The organism is Streptomyces sp. NPDC033966 (assembly GCF_055575955.1).
Genome location: NZ_JBVIRQ010000005.1, coordinates 382,237 through 396,702, shown reverse-complemented (window position 1 = coordinate 396,702; position 14,466 = coordinate 382,237). Strand labels below are relative to the sequence as shown.

The following is a 14,466-nucleotide window of genomic DNA, read 5'->3' as shown; positions in this document are numbered from 1 at the left end:
GGTCAGAGGGCGTGCTGGTACGGGCGGTCCGCGGAGCCGCCGCAGGTCTCGGCGGCCGGGTTCCCGGGCAGCGTGTGCACGGTGACGAGCTGCGGTTCGATGCGCATGTAGACGGGGTAGAACACGTCCCCGTCCACGAAATGCGGCCCCGGACCGAACAGTTCCAGTTCTGCCGTGGTCGGTTCGACCAGTTCCGCCGTACCGGTGAACTGCACCGTCCACAACGTGGCCTCACCGGAATTGAAGTTGTCCGCCCCGTAGGCGACGACACTGCCGGCGCACGCCTGGTGGTACCCGAAACCGCTGTGCATTCTCAGCACCACCCTGCCGTCCACCACGATGTGGCGGGCGACGGCGAGGAAGGGGAGCGCGCGCATGCTGGTGGCGACCCGGCCGTAGGGCACGCGGCGCAGCAGTTCGATGGCGTGGAGTTCCTCTGGGGACATGCAGCCACTCTCGGGCACCGACGGAGCGCCGGACAGAGGATCCCGCCCCGATGACCGGGGACGTTGGTCCCGAATTGAACAGTGCGCCCCGGGGCATCACGCGGCCACGGGGCGTCACGGTCGAGAACCGCTCGGGGAACGCTCGAAGCTAGCGCTTCTCCGCCTGCAGCCGGGCCACGTACGCGGCGGCCTGGGAGCGGCGCTCCATGCCCAGCTTGGACAGCAGGCTGGAGACGTAGTTCTTGATGGTCTTCTCGGCCAGGTGCAGCCGCTCGCCGATGACCCGGTTCGTCAGGCCCTCGCCGATCAGGTCGAGGATCCTGCGCTCCTGGTCGGTCAGGTTGGCGAGCCGGTCGTCACCCTTGCCGTTCTTGCCGTCGCGCAGCCGTTCCAGCACGCGCGCGGTGGCCACCGGGTCCAGCAGCGACTTGCCGGCCGCAACGTCGCGCACGGCGCTGAGCAGCTCGTTCCCGCGGATCGCCTTGAGGACGTAGCCGGAGGCGCCCGCCATGATCGCGTCGAACAGCGCCTCGTCGTCGGCGAACGAGGTGAGCATCAGGCACTTGACGTCCTCGTCCTGCGAGCGCACCTCGCGGCAGACCTCGACACCACTGCCGTCCGGCAGGCGTACGTCGAGCACGGCGACGTCGGGGCGGGTGGCGGGAATGCGGACCAGGGCGTCGGCGGCGGTACCGGCCTCACCGACGATCTCGATGTCCTCTTCGACCGACAAAAGCTCATGAACGCCCCGACGTACCACTTCGTGGTCGTCCAGGAGAAATACCTTGATTTTTCCGTCTTCGCGCACAAACTCATCTTCACACACTCACCTCTTCCCTGCCGCGGTTACCCGGGATAACGTGCCGTTGTTCCGGCCCCCTGCAAGGCTGTGACCAGTGGATGTTCCCCAGGCGGCCGATTTACTTGGATATCCAAGCAAAATCGCAGGTCAAATGGGGTTTCGCAGTTATGCGTCGCACTGGGTAACGTGCTGTGCGCAGGGCACTCGCCGGGGCGCCTGTCACGCCTGAATCCGTTACGCGCCGTGCACCCACCCCGTGCACGGGTACGGATACAGGTGAGCCGCACTGGTCCCCGGAGAACCCGGGTGCCGGACCGACGGAGGAGCACACGTGACCGTGGAGAGCACTGCCGCGCGCAAGCCGCGACGCAGCAGCGGCACCAAGCGGGCGGCCGGCGCGGCGAGCGCCCGCAAGACCGCCGCTGCCACCGCACAGCCGCACGACGCCGAGCCTCAGCTCGTACAACTGCTGACGCCCGAGGGTGAAAGGGTCGAGGTCGAGGGCAACCCCGACGTCGCGGAATTCGCGCCCTTCGTCGCGGACATCACCACCGAGGACCTGCGGGCGCTGTACCGCGACATGGTCCTCACCCGCCGCTTCGACGGCGAGGCGACCGCGCTCCAGCGCCAGGGCGAGCTGGGCCTGTGGGCCTCGCTGCTGGGCCAGGAGGCCGCGCAGATCGGCTCCGGCCGGGCGCTTCGCGACGACGACTACGTCTTCCCGACCTACCGGGAACACGGCGTGGCCTGGTGCCGCGGCGTCGACCCGACGAACCTGCTCGGCATGTTCCGCGGTGTGAACCACGGCGGATGGGACCCGAACACCAACAACTTCCACCTGTACACGATCGTCATCGGCTCGCAGACGCTGCACGCCACCGGCTACGCCATGGGCGTGGCCAAGGACGGCGCCGACTCGGCCGTGATCGCGTACTTCGGCGACGGCGCGTCCAGCCAGGGCGACGTGATGGAGGCCTTCAACTTCTCCGCCGTCTACAACTCCCCCGTGGTGTTCTTCTGCCAGAACAACCAGTGGGCGATCTCCGAGCCGACCGAGCGCCAGATGCGCGTGCCGCTCTACCAGCGCGCGCAGGGCTTCGGCTTCCCGGGCATCCGCGTCGACGGCAACGACGTACTGGCCTGCCTCGCGGTCACCCGCTGGGCGCTGGACCGCGCCCGCCGCGGCGAGGGCCCGGCCCTGATCGAGGCGTTCACGTACCGCATGGGCGCCCACACCACCTCCGACGACCCGACCAAGTACCGGCTCGACGAGGAGACGGCGGCCTGGGAGGCGAAGGACCCGATCCTGCGCCTGAAGGCCCACCTGCTGGCTTCCGGCGGCGCCGACGAGGCGTTCTTCGAGGAGCTGGAGACCGAGAGCGAGGCCCTGGGCAAGCGGGTGCGCGAGGTCGTGCGCGCCATGCCCGACCCCGACACCATGGCGATCTTCGAGAACGTCTACGCGGACGGGCACGCGCTCGTCGACGAGGAGCGAGCCCAGTTCGCCGCCTACCTCGCGTCCTTCGAGGAGGGTCACTGATGGCTGTCGAGAAGATGTCGATCGCGAAGGCGCTCAACGAGTCGCTCCGCAAGGCCCTGGAGACGGACCCCAAGGTCCTGATCATGGGCGAGGACGTCGGCAAGCTGGGCGGTGTCTTCCGCATCACCGACGGGCTCCAGAAGGACTTCGGCGAGGAGCGGGTCATCGACACCCCGCTCGCCGAGTCCGGCATCGTCGGCACCGCCATCGGCCTGGCCCTGCGCGGCTACCGGCCGGTCGTGGAGATCCAGTTCGACGGGTTCGTCTTCCCCGCGTACGACCAGATCGTCACGCAGCTCGCGAAGATGCACGCCCGCGCCCTCGGCAAGATCAAGATGCCGGTCGTCGTGCGCATCCCGTACGGCGGCGCGATCGGCGCCGTCGAGCACCACAGCGAGTCCCCCGAGACGCTCTTCGCGCACGTGCCGGGCCTGAAGGTGGTCTCCCCGTCGAACGCCAGCGACGCCTACTGGATGCTCCAGCAGGCGATCCTCAGCGACGACCCGGTGATCTTCTTCGAGCCGAAGCGCCGCTACTGGGACAAGGGCGAGGTCGACACCGAGGCCATCCCGGGCGAGCTGCACAAGTCGCGCGTCCTCCGCTCCGGCACGGACCTCACCCTGGCCGCGTACGGCCCGATGGTGAAGGTCTGCCTGGAGGCCGCCGCCGCGGCCGCCGAGGAGGGCAAGTCGGTGGAGGTCATCGACCTGCGCTCGATGTCCCCGATCGACTTCGACGGGATCCAGGCGTCGGTGGAGAGGACCCGCCGTCTGGTCGTGGTCCACGAGGCGCCGGTCTTCCTCGGTACCGGCTCGGAGATCGCCGCCCGCATCACGGAGCGGTGCTTCTACCACCTGGAGGCGCCGGTGCTGCGCGTCGGCGGCTTCCACGCCCCGTACCCGCCGGCCCGCCTGGAGGACGAGTACCTGCCGGGCCTGGACAGGGTGCTCGACGCCGTCGACCGCTCGCTGGCGTACTGAGGAGATCAGCGCGATGACGATCCGCGAATTCAAGATGCCCGACGTGGGCGAGGGCCTGACCGAGGCCGAGATCCTCAAGTGGTACGTCCAGCCGGGTGACACGGTCACCGACGGGCAGGTCGTCTGCGAGGTGGAGACCGCGAAGGCGGCCGTGGAGCTGCCGATCCCCTTCGACGGGGTGGTGCACGCGCTGCTCTTCGAGGAGGGCGTGACGGTCGACGTCGGCCAGGTCATCATCTCCGTGGAGACCGGTGCCTCCGGCGGAGCCGGGGCCGAGGCCCCGGCGGAGGCCGCCGCTGCCGCCCCGGCGGGCTCGGAGGCTGCCGGCGCGTCCGGCGCGTCCGGCGCGTCCGGCGCTCCGGCCGAGGAGCCGGCGCCCGAGGGCCGCCAGCCCGTGCTGGTGGGCTACGGGGTCTCCCAGGCCTCCACCAAGCGCCGCCCGCGCAAGGCCCCCGCGGCCGCCGTCGCGGCCCCGGTGGCGGCCGTCCCGGCCCCGGCCGCGCCGGTCGCGGCCGTGGTGCCCGCGCCCGCTCCCGCGGCGCAGAACGGCACCGCGTACGCCAACGGCAACGGCGTGGCCACCGGCGAGCGGCCGCTGGCCAAGCCGCCCGTGCGCAAGCTCGCCAAGGACCTCGGCATCGACCTGGCCGCGGTGGTCCCCACCGGTGACGGCGGGGTCGTGACCCGGGAGGACGTGCACGCCGCCGCCGCGGCCGCGCTCGCCCCCCAGGCCCCCGTCCAGGCCCCGGCCCCGGCGGCCGCGCCCGCACCGGTGTCCGTACCGGCCCCGGCCGCGGCGCCGTCCGCGCCGGCGTCCGCGGCGGGTGCGCGGGAGACCCGTATCCCGGTCAAGGGTGTCCGCAAGGTCACCGCGCAGGCCATGGTCGGCTCCGCGTTCACCGCGCCGCACGTCACGGAGTTCATCACCCTCGACGTGACGCGCACGATGAAGCTGGTCCAGGAGCTCAAGGAGGACCCGGACCTCGCGGGCCTGCGGATCAACCCGCTCCTCCTGATCGCCAAGGCCGTCCTCATCGCCGTCCGCCGCAACCCGGAGGTCAACGCCTCCTGGGACGAGGCGGCCCAGGAGATCGTGCTCAAGCACTACGTCAACCTGGGGATCGCGGCGGCCACCCCGCGCGGCCTGATCGTCCCGAACATCAAGGACGCCCACGCCAAGAGCCTGGCCGAGCTGTCGACGGGCCTGTCCGAGCTGGTCGCCACGGCCCGCGAGGGCAAGACCTCCCCGGCCGACATGCAGAACGGCACCCTCACCATCACCAACGTCGGCGTCTTCGGCGTCGACACGGGTACGCCCATCCTGAACCCCGGCGAGTCCGCGATCCTCGCGGTCGGTGCGATCAAGCTCCAGCCGTGGGTCCACAAGGGCAAGGTGAAGCCGCGCCAGGTCACCACCCTGGCCCTGTCGTTCGACCACCGCCTCATCGACGGTGAGCTCGGTTCCAAGTTCCTCGCGGACATCGCGGCGGTACTGGAGCACCCGCGCCGGCTGATCACCTGGTCGTAGCGGAGCCCCGGGTGTGAGACCCGGGCAGCGAACCCCCCGATGGCCGGTCCCTCCTCCGCGGGACCGGCCATCGGGCGTTCCTCCGGCCCCGTCCGTGAGGAAATCCCCTGGTCAAGGGCGAGGCCCGATGTGATCATCGGGCGGATGAGATTTCGCGCTGCCACCGCAGACCCCGCAGACCTCGACCGCGCCCTGGCCCACCCGGCCGACGGCCCCGTCGCCGCCCTGACCCCCGACCGGATCCGCGAGGAGTTCGCGGCGAACCGGATGCGCCCCGAGTGGACCTGGTCCGCCGAGGACGCGGACGGCCGGGTCCTGGCCCGCGCCCTGTGGTGGGGACGCGCCGACAGCGAGCGGCCCGTCGCCCTCGACTGCCTCCAGGTCCGCGCCGGGGTCGCCGACCCGGCCGGCCTGGCCGCCGCCCTGCTGGAGGCCGGCCACTCCGCCTTCGGCAAGCGCCCGGGCTACAACGTCTCCCTGCCCCGCGACTGGCGGGCCCGCCCGGACCTGGCCGCGGCGGTGGCCTGGCGGCAGGAGGCCGCGCACCGGGCCGGTCTGACGCGGGAGATCGAGCGGCTGCGCTACGAGTGGACGCCGGCCGCCGGGACGGCGGAGCCGACCGGCAGGCTCGTCTTCCGCGAGGGCACCGACGAGGAGTTCCTCGACGCCTTCGCCCGGCTCTCGCGCGGCAGCCTCGACCTGAACACCCAGGACGAGCTGCGCAGCATGACCGAGGAGGAGTTCGCCCGCGAGGACTTCGCGTTCTACCGCGACTGCCCCGGCGAGCGCTCCTGGTGGCGCCTGGCCCACCTCCCCGACGGCACCCTCGCCGGGCTGGCCATCCCCTCCGCGACCCCCTACCACCGCAACGTCGGCTACCTCGGCGTCGTCCCCGAGCAGCGCGGCAAGGGCCTGATCGACGAGGTCCTCGCCGAGATCACCCGCTTCCACGCCGGCGAGGGCGCCGAGCGGATCACGGCGACCACCGACACCGTGAACCGCCCGATGGCCGCCGCCTTCGACCGGGCCGGCTACGAGGTCACCGAGATCCGTCTCGTCCTGGAGACCCCGCCCGGCAGCTGAGGCGGTAGCCTCCCGGCCATGCCGTTCGCCGAGTTGCAGGTGTATCGCGTGGAACAGGCCGACGTCACCGGCGGGGTGTGCCTCGTGCGGTGCGTCGGCGGGACGGCACGGGCCGGACAGGCGTACGCGGCCGGGGAGTCGAGGCTCTGGCTGCGCGGGATAGAGCGCCACGGCCGCGGCGCCGCGTCCTTCGGCGCCGGCCACACCGCGCGGGTCCGCCTCGCGGGCGCCGTCGTCGCGCTGCTGAGCCGGGGCCAGCTGCTGACCCGCGTACCCCCGGACGGGCACGGCCTGGCGGAGCTGGAGGCCTGGCTGGCCACCGGGCCGCCGCTGACGGACGAGCCGCACCCGCGCACCCTGCGCGGCCTCGCGGTGGGCGGGATGCAGGACGACCTGCTGCCGGACGCGGCGCGGCTGCGCTGGGGCCGGCTGGCGGTGGCGGCGGCGTACCGCTGCGCGGCGGCGGAGGGCGCGTCCGACCTGGTCCGGGGGATCGAGCTGGCCTTCGTACGCGGCTACCTGATCCGGGAGTTCGGACCCGGGCGCGGCGGTGATCCGGCCGCCCTGTGCCGGGAGGCGCTCGCGCTGGTGGACCTCACCCCGGCGGAGGCGGCCGCACGCGCGCGCGTCTGGCGGGAGCTGCCGCGCGCGCAGATCGTGCACCTGCGCCACCTCAAGAACCTGCTGCGGCGGACGGGCGCGGCCCGGCCGTACCTGGTGGACGGCGACCCGCTGGCGGTGGCGCTGGACGCCTGGTCGCGGGTGCGTCCAGGGCTGCCCTAGGCACGCTCCGGGGCAGGGTCGTCATCCGGCCCGGTAGGCGCGCGTGAATGCGGCCACCCCGCCGGTGAGGAGCCGTTCGGTCTCCTCCTCGGGCAGGGGCAGCAAGCCGTAGTGGGACTGCTGCACGATCTGGTGCGCGGTCAGTGCCGTGAAGTGGACGCCCGCCAGTTCCGCGTCACCGTGCACGTCGATCAGCCCGGCGGCGGCGAGCCCCTCCATGGCCTCGGCGAGGGCGCGGGCGACGGGCCGCGGCCCGGCCTCCTTCCACGCCTCCAGCACCTCGGCCGGCACGTGGTTGACCTCGGCGTGGATGTGCCGGACCAGCGCGAAGTGGTCGGAGTGCTCGAACATCACGCGGACCAGCGCGCGGGCGAGGGCCGTCAGATCGCGTTCCAGGTTGTCCGGGTGGGGCGGGCGCTCGGGGTCGAACAGGGCGCGCACCTTGGCGATGTGGGTGTCGCGGACCTCCCCCGAGGTCCAGGTGACGACGGTCGCGAAGAGCTCCGCCTTGCCGCCCGGGAAGTGGTTGTAGAGCGTCCGGGTGGAGACGCCCGCGGCCTCCGCGAGCGCGTCGACGGAGGCGCGCGCGTACCCCTCGCGGCCGAATACCCCGCAGGCCGCTTTTGCCAGGGCGATCCGCTTCGCCAGCTTCCGCGGCGGGATCTCGGGCTGTACCTCTGCTGCCCGGGTGTCCGATGCCCGGGTGCCGTTGCTGCCGTCCACACCAGCCTCCTCAATTTTTTACAACGGGCGTTGCAGTTTCTACAACGCCCGTTGTAGTTTACCGGAGCGGAGGTCGCACCGGGCGGCCGGTCCGCTGTCCAAGGGGGATCATCATGTCTGCCAACGAAACAGTCCTGGACGAGCCGCTGCGCGTGGCCGTCGTCATCGGCAGCGTCCGCGAGGGCCGCCGGGGCCCCGCCGTCACCGACTGGTTCCTGAGCGCCGCGGCGGGCCACCACACCGGCCTCGACTTCGACGTCATCGACCTCGCCGACGTACCGCTCCCGCTGGCCATGCCCGACTGGGGCGGCACCCCGGACCCGGCGGCCGCCGCCGCGCTCGCGGACGTCAGCCCGCGCCTGGCCGCCGCCGACGCGTTCGTCTTCGTCACCCCCGAGTACAACCACAGCTTCCCGGCCGTACTGAAGAACCTCATCGACTGGCACCGGCCGCAGTGGCTGGCCAAGCCCGTCGGCTTCGTCTCGTACGGAGGGGTCGGCGGCGGCCTGCGCGCCGTGGAGCAGCTCCGGCTGGTCTTCGCCGAGCTGCACGCCGTGACCGTACGGGACTCCGTGAGCCTGCACGGCCCGTGGTCCGGGCTCGGACAGGACGGCGCCCCGCGCGACGCGGCCGTCACCGAGAGCGCCGCCAAGAACATGATCGGCCAGCTGGACTGGTGGGGGCGGGCGCTGCGGACGGCGCGCGCGACCCGGCCCTACGAGGGCTGAGGGAACCGGACGCCATGACCACCGCACCCGCCTCCGCCTCCGCCTCCGCGGCACCCCGCGAGGCAGCGCCCGCCGGCCCGGGGGCCTTGGGGAAGACGATCGCCGTCGTCATCACCGGCTCGGTGATGGCCGTCCTCGACATGACGATCGTCAACGTGGCCCTCGGCCGGCTCTCCGAGGCCTTCCACGCCCCGCTGGAGACCATCCAGTGGACCGCCACCGCCTACACCCTCGCGCTCGCCGCCGTCATCCCGGCGGCGGCCTGGGCCATGGGCCGGATCGGCGCCAAGCGCACCTACCTGACCGCCCTCGTCCTCTTCACCCTGGGCTCCCTGCTCGCCGCCTGCGCCTGGAACGCGGGCAGCCTGATCGCCTTCCGGGCCGTCCAGGGGCTGGGCGGAGGCCTGCTGATGCCGGTGGGCATGACCATGGTCATGCGGAACGCAGACCGGGCCCGGATGGGACGGGCGATGGCCCTGCTGGGACTGCCGATCCTGGTGGGCCCGGTCGCCGGCCCGATGCTCGGCGGCTGGCTCGTGGACTCCGCCTCCTGGCAGTGGATCTTCCTGGTCAACCTGCCCGTCGGAGCGGCCGCCCTGGCGCTCGCGGCGAAGCTCCTCGTGCCCGACGCCCCCGCCGACCCGGCGTCGGCGCCCCGGCTGGACGTTCCCGGGCTGCTGATGCTCTCGCCCGGCCTGGCCCTGCTGCTGTTCGGACTGTCCCGGGGCGGCGAGGGCGGCGACTTCACCGCTCCCGGCGCGCTGCTGCCCACGCTGGCCGGAGCGGCCCTCGCCGCCGCCTTCGTACGGCGTGCCCTCAAGGTGCGCGAACCGCTGCTGGACCTGCGGCTGCTGCGCGACCGCACCTTCGCCGCCGGCATCGCCACCCTCGCCTTCTTCACCTGCGGCTACTTCGGGTCGATGCTGCTGGGCCCGGTGTACTTCCAGCAGGCGCGCGGTCTGAGCGCGAGCGCGGCCGGCCTCCTCGTCGCCCCCGCCGGGCTCGCCGTCGGCGTGACCATGCAGATCGCCTCCCGGCGCGTGGACAAGGTCTCCCCGCGCCGGCTGATCCCGGCCGGGGCGCTGGTGGGGGCCCTCGGCATGGCGGCCACCGCCCTGCTGACCGGCACCGAGGGGGTGCCGGTCTGGCTGGTGGTCGGCGCGGGACTGGTCATGGGCGTCGGCGCCGGGATGGTGCTGATGCCGACGATGACCACCGCCAGCCGTGAGCTGCCCGGCGGGCGCATGGCCGCGGCGAGCACCGCCCTGAGCATCAACTCCCAGCTGTGGGCCTCGGTCGGCACGGCCCTGCTGTCCGTCCTCCTCGGCGGGGTGGGCGTGGGCCCGGCGGGCTTCCGCCTCGCCTACGGAGCCGCGGCGGTACTCCTGGCCCTGGCCGCGATCCCGGCCCTGCGGCTGCCCGGGCGGCGCTAGTCCTTCGCCTTCGCGGCGTTGCCGAGCACCTTGGACGGGGTGATGCGCACGACCACGCGCACCGCCCCGTCGGAGGCGTCCTGGTACTCCTTGCCGCCACCCGGGCCGAGGTACTCCTCGGCGATCCGGACGGCGACGGCCCGGCCGGTGTCCTCGGTGACGGTGGCGGTGCCGCGGATCTCGGCGTAGAGGTAGGGGTTGGCGAGGTCGAAGACGGTGAGGCCGACCCGCTCGTCGCGGGCGATGTTCCGCTCCTTGCGGCGGCCGCGCTCGGTGGAGACGAGCAGGTCGTCACCCTCCCGGGACACCCAGACCACCGAACTCTGCGGACTGCCGTCGGGGTTGAGGGTGGAGAGCACCGCCGGGTGGGGGGAGTCGAGCAGCCGCCGTACGGCATCGTTCAGCGCAATCGTCATACCGCCGAAGGTAGTGGGACCGGCCTGCGAACTCATCCGTGTTTCCGGCGGCCGGGCCGTACTACCCGAAGTCCCCTCTCACTCCCAGGGGATGTTCCGGTACGGGGAGGCCGGGTCGGTGGTGAGGGTCAGGTGGGTGGCGAGCGAGGACCCGTACCAGCGCCCGAACTCCTCCTCGTCGAAGTGCAGGCAGCGCCCCAGCGAGTACCCGGCGGAGAACTCCTCCCACGAGCGGTACGCCCCCCGGGCCGACGCGCTCGCGCGGAGCACGGCCCGCTCGGCGTCCTCCAGGGTCCCGTAGCGGGCGGCGACCCCCCAGCGGGCCATCTGCGAGGCGCGGCCGAGGTCCCAGGCGTGCACCGAGCGCACCCAGCCGTCCTCGGGGAGCAGCCCGTCGGCCCGGAAGCGCTGCTCGTAGCGGGCTATCCGGCCGATGAGCCGCCGCACCCCGGCGATCTCCCCCTCGACCTCCGCCAGGGGACGCGGGGCGGCGACGGTCACCCCGTCGGGGGTGAGCTGCGGCTCGGCCGCCTTCTCGGCGCCGTGCCGCAGGCTCGCCTCGGCGGCGTCGCGCCAGTGCTCCACCTCGACCGGCCCGGCGAATTCGGAGGACAGCAGCCGGCGCACGCGCAGCGCGTACTCCCATACGGGGCTGACGATCTCGGCGTTCAGCATCCGCTGGAGCACCTCGAACCAGCCGGCGGTGTCCGTGACGCCCCAGGACCTGCGCAGCCGGTCGCGTTCGTGGGCGTAGCCGTTGCCGTGGTGGGCGAGGGAGTTCCAGAACTCCCCGTTGGAGACCGCGAGGTGGGTCCCGACGGCCAGCCCGTGCGCGACGGGGCCGTGCAGCGGCCCGCCGGTGTGCAGGGCGTGCAGCGCGCCGGGGGTGAGGCCCCAGGAGGGGGCGGCGTCCCAGTGGGCGCGCCAGCGGGCGCGGTCCGCGGGGGTGGTGGTGAGGTACGCCTCGGCGGGCGTGCCGGGGTTCACGGCGAGGTGGGCGGGGTCCCGGTGGTCCCAGGCGTTCGCGAACCAGGCGAGGCTCTGGCGCAGGAACACGGTGTCCGGGCCGGGGGCCGGGAGCATGCCCCGGGTGTAGACGGCGAGGCCGGCGGGGCCGGGGTGGAAGCGGGCCGCGCGGGGATCGGCGTCGACGTCGGCGCGGGCCTGGGGCAGGAACAGCTCGGCACGCGCCAGGGCGTCGAGGTAGCCCGGCCAGTCCCCGCGCCGCTTGGCCTCGTACAACTCCCTCTCGATCGCACTCGGCGCCGTCCAGCCATCCATACGGGGGACCTTATACGGGCCCCGGGAGCGCGCACTCGGCCCACACGGTCTTCGCGACCACTCGCTGTGACGCCCCCCACCGCTGGGCCACGGCCTCCACGATCCGCAGCCCGCGCCCGTACCGCTCCTCGCCGGACACCGCGTGCCCGGCACAGTGGCGGTCCGGGACAGCAAGCGGACGGACGGCCCGGTCGACGAGGACGGCAACGAGACCGTTCCCACGGTCCGCGTCGTCTCCGCCTCGGGCGCCGGATCGGTCACGGCCAACCCCTCGCTCGCCCAGGTGCGGCAGGCCCTCGCCGGCTGAGCCGCCGGTTGAGACCTTCGTGAGACTCCGCGCGATCGTCCCGCTCGTAACGTCAGTGGTGTCCACCTCTGACGTCAGGGGGCAGAGGGATAGTGAGGGGAAATCATGATGCGAGGGATGCGTACCGCACTGGTCGGGGGAGCGCTGGGGCTGGGCGCGATGCTGTTCGCGGCGGTTCCGGCTTCGGCGGCGACCGGGCCGGCCGAGAAGTCCGAGAAGGTCACGCTGGTGTCCGACGCGAGTGCCGCGCGGACGGCGGCTCTGGCCTCCGACTGCCGGTACGGCGGGTACATCATCTACTCCGACGGCACCGTGGTGCACGTGGTCATCTGCGGTGAGTGACATCCGCGGCTGACGCGTCGCTCCGGGAGGCCCCAGGGTCTCCCGGAGTGATCGGAACGCCCTCTTCAGCGGCGGCCCCGGCCCTATCATCGTCTGCCAAACGGTGACCAGAGGGTGGGGGGATCCCGACGTGGAAAGAGCACCGTCCGAGCCCGCGTTAGCCAATTCCGGGCAGAAGGCCGTCCGGGACGAGGTGACGGCGCTCCTCGCGGGGGCGGAACGGCCCCTCGTCATCAGCCTCTTCGGACCCCTCGGGTCCGGGAAGAGCACCGTCCTGGGCCAACTCGCCGACGGGCGGCCGGTCCTCAGCGCCCGGGGCGACGACCCGGGAACCGCCCTGCGCGGTGCGCACGAGGGCGCACATCCCGTCGTGTACGTCGACGACGCCGACGAGCCCGGTTCCATGGGGGTCCTGCGGAGCGAACTCCGCCGGTCCGGGACACGGACGCACGTCGTCCTGGCGAGCACGCGCCCGTTACCCGGCACGTCCACCGTGCCCGTACCCCGGTGGACGGACGCGGAGGTCCGCGGTCTGGCGGTCGCACTCGGCGTGACGGCCGGCCTCGACCTGGTGGTGGATCTGGCCGGCGGGCTGCCGCTGGTGGCGGGCGGGCTGAGCCGGGCACTGCTCGCGCCGACACCGCCGGACGTGCCGGGAGCCGTAGCCGACCGGGCGCTGCGCGAGCTCCTCGCGGACGTTCCGCTGGACCGGCACCTGTCCGACGTACTGGACGCGCTGGCCGCGGTGGGCCGGGGGGACGAGGAACTGCTGTCCGAGCTGGTCCGGCCACCGGACGGACCCGACTGGTTCGCCGCGCTCACCGACCTCGCGCTGATCACGGCCACCGAGTGCGGTCCGGCGGTGGTCGAGCCGTTCCGGACCCTCCTCGACCTCCGGCACCGATGGCGCCGGCCCGTGGCGCACCGCGCCGCGATCACGCGGGCCGCCTCCCGCAACCTCCGCCTGCTGGCCGCGACCACCGACGACGGACGCCGCCAGGCGCTCGCGGAGCATTCGCTCTACCTCACCGACGACCCGGTCGTCCGGCGGACGCTGTTCCCGCCCGCCCCGAACGTGCCCGCCGTACGGCGGGCACGGCCCGACGACCACGAGTGGATCGCCGGGCTCGCCGACCAGTGGGCGCGCCGCGGCGGACACAGCACCGCCCGTACCGGACGGCTGCTCGACGGCTGGCTCCGCCACACCCCCGACGGCTTCCGCGTGGTGTGCGACCCGGACGGCCGGCCGGTGGGCATGAGTTACACCCCGCTGCTCACCGACCGTTCGGCGGCCGTGATCGAGCCGGTGACCCGCCAGCACACCGACCGGCTGGCCGTCGGGTCCGGCGGGACGTTCATCGGGATGGCGGCGTGCGAGGACGGACACCCGGACGCGCACTCGGCGCTGCTGCGCCGGATCCTGGCCGATGGGATAGAGCAGCGGCGCATGGTGGTCGCGACACCTTCGCCCGACTACCAGCTGCTGGTCCGCAGGCTCGGCTTCGGCTTCGTCGGAACGGCCCGCCACGAGCCGTCCGACGGCGGGCAGCACGCGGAGATCCACGAGCTGGCCCTCACCACCCCGGGCGGGCTGGCCGCATGGCTCGGCCGCATAGCCGCCACCGGGCTGGCCGGGGGATCCGTCCCACCGGACCTCCGGTGGTGCGTGGCGGAGGTCCGCAAGGCGCTGGAGAACCTCCACGATCCTCTCCGCCTCGCCCGGAGCGCGCTGCTGGCCTCGCCCGAGTTCCCGGCACCGAAGGAGCTGCGGGCGGCGCTGGTCGACGCGATCGGGGTGCTGATCACCTCCGGCGACCCGCCCACCGCCCAGGCGGGCCGGATCCTGGACGCCTACTACCTGCGCCGCCGGGCCGACCACGTGGGCGTGGCGAACCGCCTGCACCTGAGCAGGGCCACGTACTTCCGTCGGCTCGACCACGGCCTGACCCGGATCGCCGAGCAGGTGCTCGCCGGCTACCGGGCGTCCTGAGCCCGGGGGTGTTGTCAGTGGCCCCTGTTAGCTTGCCCGTTGGGACAGAGGCCGGTCGGAGAACCCCAGAGGTCCGCGGTCAGG

At 73.1% G+C, this 14,466-nt stretch carries 14 protein-coding genes and 1 pseudogene; 10 read left to right on the top strand and 5 right to left on the bottom strand.

The window, feature by feature from the left end:
* Window positions 1-2 precede the first annotated feature (2 nt).
* Together ACZ518_RS17075 and ACZ518_RS17070 are read right to left on the bottom strand one after the other, a co-directional pair.
* Complete coding sequence (locus ACZ518_RS17075; RefSeq protein ID WP_469113830.1) at window positions 3-446, bottom strand: pyridoxamine 5'-phosphate oxidase family protein; 444 nt, start codon at window positions 444-446, stop codon at window positions 3-5.
* 148 nt (window positions 447-594) lie between these two features.
* Window positions 595-1,254: a response regulator gene (locus ACZ518_RS17070; protein WP_469113829.1), complete on the bottom strand. Its 660-nt coding sequence runs from the start codon at window positions 1,252-1,254 to the stop codon at window positions 595-597.
* Window positions 1,255-1,579: 325 nt separating this feature from the next.
* Between ACZ518_RS17070 and pdhA the strand changes: the two genes are divergently transcribed.
* The 5 genes from pdhA to ACZ518_RS17045 all read left to right on the top strand — a co-directional run bounded on the left by pdhA (window position 1,580) and on the right by ACZ518_RS17045 (window position 7,162).
* Window positions 1,580-2,788, top strand: a complete 1,209-nt coding sequence (gene pdhA / locus ACZ518_RS17065; RefSeq protein WP_469113828.1) for a pyruvate dehydrogenase (acetyl-transferring) E1 component subunit alpha — start codon at window positions 1,580-1,582, stop codon at window positions 2,786-2,788.
* Entirely contained in the window at window positions 2,788-3,768 is a 981-nt protein-coding gene (locus ACZ518_RS17060; RefSeq protein WP_469113827.1) for an alpha-ketoacid dehydrogenase subunit beta, read from the top strand. The genes pdhA and ACZ518_RS17060 overlap by 1 nt, the downstream gene beginning before the upstream one ends.
* A 13-nt stretch (window positions 3,769-3,781) precedes the next feature.
* Complete coding sequence (locus ACZ518_RS17055; protein WP_469113826.1) at window positions 3,782-5,296, top strand: dihydrolipoamide acetyltransferase family protein; 1,515 nt, start codon at window positions 3,782-3,784, stop codon at window positions 5,294-5,296.
* 144 nt (window positions 5,297-5,440) lie between these two features.
* Complete coding sequence (locus tag ACZ518_RS17050) at window positions 5,441-6,379, top strand: GNAT family N-acetyltransferase (RefSeq protein WP_469113825.1); 939 nt, start codon at window positions 5,441-5,443, stop codon at window positions 6,377-6,379.
* An 18-nt stretch (window positions 6,380-6,397) separates the two neighbouring features.
* Window positions 6,398-7,162, top strand: a complete 765-nt coding sequence (locus tag ACZ518_RS17045; RefSeq protein WP_469113824.1) for a hypothetical protein — start codon at window positions 6,398-6,400, stop codon at window positions 7,160-7,162.
* A gap of 21 nt (window positions 7,163-7,183) precedes the next feature.
* Here the strand turns inward: ACZ518_RS17045 and ACZ518_RS17040 are convergent, their stop codons facing one another.
* A complete protein-coding gene (locus tag ACZ518_RS17040; protein WP_469113823.1) occupies window positions 7,184-7,885 on the bottom strand; it encodes a TetR/AcrR family transcriptional regulator in 702 nt (233 codons plus the stop codon).
* A gap of 113 nt (window positions 7,886-7,998) precedes the next feature.
* Here ACZ518_RS17040 and ACZ518_RS17035 point away from each other — a divergent pair, with 113 nt between their 5' ends.
* Both ACZ518_RS17035 and ACZ518_RS17030 read left to right on the top strand, forming a co-directional pair.
* Window positions 7,999-8,613 (top strand): NADPH-dependent FMN reductase, encoded by a 615-nt coding sequence (locus ACZ518_RS17035; protein WP_469113822.1) that lies wholly within the window; start codon window positions 7,999-8,001, stop codon window positions 8,611-8,613.
* Window positions 8,614-8,627: 14 nt separating this feature from the next.
* Window positions 8,628-10,046 carry a DHA2 family efflux MFS transporter permease subunit gene (locus ACZ518_RS17030; protein WP_469113821.1) on the top strand — a complete coding sequence of 473 codons (1,419 nt, stop codon included), beginning with the start codon at window positions 8,628-8,630 and terminating at the stop codon, window positions 10,044-10,046.
* On the opposite strand, the gene ACZ518_RS17025 is transcribed toward ACZ518_RS17030, so the two are convergent.
* Together ACZ518_RS17025 and ACZ518_RS17020 are read right to left on the bottom strand one after the other, a co-directional pair.
* Window positions 10,043-10,462 (bottom strand): PPOX class F420-dependent oxidoreductase, encoded by a 420-nt coding sequence (locus ACZ518_RS17025; RefSeq protein ID WP_469113820.1) that lies wholly within the window; start codon window positions 10,460-10,462, stop codon window positions 10,043-10,045. The two genes, ACZ518_RS17030 and ACZ518_RS17025, sit on opposite strands and share 4 nt — an antisense overlap.
* Window positions 10,463-10,540: 78 nt before the next feature.
* Complete coding sequence (locus tag ACZ518_RS17020) at window positions 10,541-11,743, bottom strand: DUF1266 domain-containing protein (protein WP_469113819.1); 1,203 nt, start codon at window positions 11,741-11,743, stop codon at window positions 10,541-10,543.
* 202 nt (window positions 11,744-11,945) lie between these two features.
* On the opposite strand from ACZ518_RS17020, the pseudogene ACZ518_RS17015 reads away from it, so the two are divergent.
* From ACZ518_RS17015 to ACZ518_RS17005, 3 genes and pseudogenes are all read left to right on the top strand, one after another.
* Window positions 11,946-12,050, top strand: a pseudogene (locus tag ACZ518_RS17015) (NrdH-redoxin); the annotation flags it as partial.
* Between the two features lie 117 nt (window positions 12,051-12,167).
* Entirely contained in the window at window positions 12,168-12,392 is a 225-nt protein-coding gene (locus ACZ518_RS17010; protein WP_469113818.1) for a hypothetical protein, read from the top strand.
* A gap of 130 nt (window positions 12,393-12,522) precedes the next feature.
* Complete coding sequence (locus ACZ518_RS17005) at window positions 12,523-14,382, top strand: hypothetical protein (protein WP_469113817.1); 1,860 nt, start codon at window positions 12,523-12,525, stop codon at window positions 14,380-14,382.
* Window positions 14,383-14,466: the final 84 nt, after the last annotated feature.